Below are 3,823 nucleotides of genomic sequence, written 5' to 3' on the forward strand. Positions count from 1 at the left end.
GCCGACCGCGCCGCCGTGCGGGACCTGCTGGCCGCGATCCCGCCGGAGCACCCGCTGACCGCCGTCGTCCACGCCGCAGGCGTGCTCGCCGACGGCGCGCTCGCCACCCAGACGCCGGAGACCTTCGACACGGTGCTACGGCCCAAGGTGGACGGTGCCTGGCACCTGCACGAGCTGACCCGCGAGCTGGACCTGTCCGCGTTCGTGCTGTTCTCCTCCGCCTCGGGCGTGTTCGGCAACGCGGGCCAGGCCAACTACGCCGCCGCCAACGCGTTCCTCGACGAGCTCGCCAGGCACCGCCGCGCGACCGGTCTGCCCGCGACCTCGCTCGCCTGGGGTCTCTGGGCCGAGGACACCGGCATGGCGGGTGACCTCACCGGCACCCAGCGGTCGCGGATGAGCCGCTCCGGGGTCGTGGCGCTGGCACCCGCCGAGGCGCTGGCCGCCTTCGACGCCGCGCTCGGCGGTGACGACCCGGTGCTGGCGCCGCTGCGCCTGGACCTCGCCGCCCTCAGCGCCGCGCCGGTGCCGCCGCTGCTCACCGGACTGGTGCCCCGACAGGCACCCGCCCCGGCCGAGGCGCTGCCCGACCTCGCGGGACTGCCGGTGCCAGAACAGGAACGCCGGTTGCTCGAGCTGGTGCGTGCACAGATCGCCGGGGTGCTCGGCCACGCCGACGCCGAGGCCGTCGCGCCCCGCCGCGACTTCCGCGACCTCGGGTTCGACTCGCTCAGCGCGGTCGAGCTGCGCAACCGCCTCAACGACGCGACCGGACTGCGGCTGCCCGCGACCGTCCTGTTCGACCACGCCGACCCGGCCGCCCTCGCGGCCCACCTGCGTGAGCGGCTCGACCGGCCCGCGCAGGCCGATCCCGAGGCCCTGCTGGCCGGGCTCGACACGGCCGTCGGCACCGGCGCGCTGACCGGCGACCAGCTGCGGCACGTGACCACGAGATTGGAGGAGCTGCTGACGCGCCTGCGTCCCAAGGCCGGTGACGCGGGGGAGTACGCGTCGGCGACCAACGACGAACTGTTCGACCTGCTCGACGAGGAGTTCGGCCTGTCATGACCGGACGGGCCACCACCAGAAGGGAGACCCCGTGACCGAAACCGCGTCGCTGGGCATGCTGTTCGACGACAGCTACATGCAGGACCCCCACACCGTGCTGGCCAGGCTGCGGGAGGACGAACCCGTCCACCACACCGTCACGCCCAACGGTCTCAAGGTGTGGGTGGTCAGCCGCTACGAGGACGTCCGCGCCGCGTTCGCCGACCCCCGGCTCAGCAAGGACTTCGCCGCCAACCCCGGCATCTTCGAGCGCAACATGATCGCCACCGACGGCGACCGCGTGCTGGGTGCCCCCGCCATCCAGAACCTGCTCAACGGCCACATGGCCAACAGCGACCCGCCGGACCACACGCGGCTGCGCAAGCTGGTCGGCCAGGCGTTCACCATGCGCCGGGTGGAGAAGCTGCGGCCCGGCGTGGAACGCGTCGTGGACGAGCTGCTGGACCGGGTCGCGCGGGAGCGCGAGGTCGACCTGGTCAGGGCCCTCTCACTGCCGCTGCCGCTGACGGTCATCTGCGACCTGCTGGGCGTGCCCCAGGAGGACCAGGAGATGTTCCGGGTGTGGGTGGACGACATGCTGTCCACCGCGCAGGACGACTCGGTCCGCAACGCGTCGGGCCTCGCGATGGCCGGCTACCTGCAGAAGCTGGTGGCCGCCAAGCGGGAGAACCCGGCCGACGACATGCTCACGGGGCTCATCGAGGCCCGCGACGGCAGCGACCGGCTCCGCGAGGAGGAGCTGGTGCCGATGGTGTTCCTGCTGCTCGTCGCCGGGCACGAGACCACCGCCAGCATGATCGGCAACGGCACGCTCACCATGCTCAAGGATCCCGGGCTGATGGCGCGGCTGCGTGCCGACCCGGACCTGCTCCCCGCCGCGGTCGAGGAGTTCATCCGGTTCGAGCCGCCGGGCACGATGGCCACGTTCCGGTTCACCGCGCAGGACACCACGATCGGCGGCGTCACCATCCCGGCCGACTCGTTCGTGCTGCTGTCCGTGGGTGCCGCCAACCGGGACGAGAACCGGTTCCCCGACCCCGGCGAGGTGGACGTGAGCCGTTCCGTCAGTGGTCACATGTCGTTCGGGCACGGCATCCACTTCTGCCTCGGCGCGCCGCTCGCGCGGATGGAACTGGCGATCGTCTTCCGCAAGCTGATCACCCGCTTCCCGAAGTTGCGCCTCGCCGTGCCCGCCGACCAGCTCCGCTGGCGGCACAGCCTGTTCATGCACGGCCTCGAGGCGCTGCCCGTCATCGCCGAATGACCCGCGCCCGGCCCCGTTCTCCACGCTAAGGAACACCATGACTGACACCACCCCGCTCGACCAGGAACTGATCGAGTACCCGACCACGCGGGAGTGCCCGTTCGACCCGCCGCCGGAGACCGCGCGGCTGCGGCAGGAGTGCCCCGTCGCGCTCAGCCGGGTCGCCGCCACCGACGGGGAGGCATGGCTGCTCACCCGCTGGGAGGACGTCCGCACCATGCTGTCCGACCCCAGGGTCAGCTCCGACTTCACCCACCCCAACTACCCGCGGATCCTGCCGGTGAAGCCGAACCCGGACATGCGGCCGTTCGTGTTCATGGACCCGCCGGAGCACACCAGGGTCCGCCGCGGCCTCAACCGCGACTTCATGGTCAAGCGGATCAACGCGCTGCGGCCGAAGGTCCAGGAGATCGTCGACGAACTGATCGACAGGATGCTGGCCGGGCCGCGGCCGGTCGACTTCGTCACCGCGTTCGCGCTGCCCGTGCCATCGCAGATGATGTGCCTGCTGCTCGGCGTGCCGTACGAGGACCACGAGTTCTTCGAGTCCAACTCCAACGCGTTGTTCAACCTCAGCAGGCCGGAGGAGGCGAACGCCGCGCGGCTGAAGCTGATCGGCTACCTCGACAAGCTGGTCACGGCCAAGGAGGAGGAACCGACCGACGACATGCTCGGTCACCTCGTGGAGAGCCACATCCGCACGGGTCAGATGACCCACGGCGAGCTGCTGTCGGTCGCGCTCTCCATGCTGCTGGCCGGCCACGAGACCACGACCGGGATGATCTCCCTCGGTACGCTGGTGCTGCTTCGGCATCCCGAGCAGCTCGCGGAACTCCGGCAGGACCCGTCCCTGCTGGACAACGCGATCGAGGAGCTGTTGCGGTACCTGTCCATCAACCAGACCGGTGTCCGCCGGATCGCGAAGGAGGACATCGAGTTCAGCGGGCAGCTGGTCCGCGCGGGAGAGGCCCTGATCGGGCAGCTCGCGTCCGCCAACCGCGACGAGAGCGTGTTCCCCGACGCCGACCGCTTCGACATCCACCGCGACACCCGCAAGATGATGGCGTTCGGCACCGGGGTGCATCAGTGCATCGGCCAGAACCTCGCCCGTGTCGAGCTGCAGGTCGTGTTCTCGACGCTGTTCGAGCGGATCCCCACGCTGCGGATCGCCGTCCCGTTCGAGGAGCTGAAGTTCCGCTACGAGATGGCCGTCTACGGCATGCACGAAATGCCAGTGGCCTGGTGACGGCCCCGACCCCTCAGGAGAAACACATGCGCGTCCTCGTCGACCAGGAGGCCTGCATCAGCTCTGGCCAGTGCGTCATGGCCGCGGCCGACGTCTTCGACCAGCGCGACGACGACGGCCTCGTCATCCTGCTCGAGGAAAACCCCGCCGAGCACCTGCACAACGACGTCCGCGAGGCCGTCATGGCCTGCCCGGTGCTGGCCCTGCGCATCGACGAGGAGTGACCGCACCGCCGTGGCCGGGCC

General features: G+C 70.7%; 4 protein-coding genes. All 4 read left to right on the forward strand.

The features are described from left to right. A partial coding sequence (locus WBA97_RS28900; protein ID WP_424234109.1) for a beta-ketoacyl reductase occupies nt 1-1,068 on the forward strand: 1,068 nt, incomplete at its 5' end. A 55-nt stretch (nt 1,069-1,123) separates the two neighbouring features. Continuing rightward, the gene (locus tag WBA97_RS28905) at nt 1,124-2,332 is read left to right on the forward strand and encodes a cytochrome P450 family protein (RefSeq protein WP_424234112.1); all 1,209 of its coding nucleotides are present in this window, start codon (nt 1,124-1,126) and stop codon (nt 2,330-2,332) included. A 37-nt stretch (nt 2,333-2,369) separates the two neighbouring features. Continuing rightward, nucleotides 2,370-3,578, forward strand: a complete 1,209-nt coding sequence (locus WBA97_RS28910) for a cytochrome P450 (RefSeq protein ID WP_424234110.1) — start codon at nt 2,370-2,372, stop codon at nt 3,576-3,578. 26 nt (nt 3,579-3,604) lie between these two features. Then, entirely contained in the window at nt 3,605-3,802 is a 198-nt protein-coding gene (locus WBA97_RS28915) for a ferredoxin (protein WP_424234111.1), read from the forward strand. The last annotated feature ends 21 nt before the right edge of the window (nt 3,803-3,823 follow it).

Source organism: Actinophytocola sp., assembly GCF_049647105.1.
Lineage (GTDB): Bacteria > Actinomycetota > Actinomycetes > Mycobacteriales > Pseudonocardiaceae > Actinophytocola.

Bases quoted from the DNA above. Each gene is read 5' to 3' on its own strand.
- WBA97_RS28905 (WP_424234112.1), top strand. From the start codon at position 1,124: ATGCTGTTCGACGACAGCTACATGCAGGACCCCCACACCGTGCTGGCC.
- WBA97_RS28910 (WP_424234110.1), top strand. From the start codon at position 2,370: ATGACTGACACCACCCCGCTCGACCAGGAACTGATCGAGTACCCGACC.
- WBA97_RS28915 (WP_424234111.1), top strand. From the start codon at position 3,605: ATGCGCGTCCTCGTCGACCAGGAGGCCTGCATCAGCTCTGGCCAGTGC.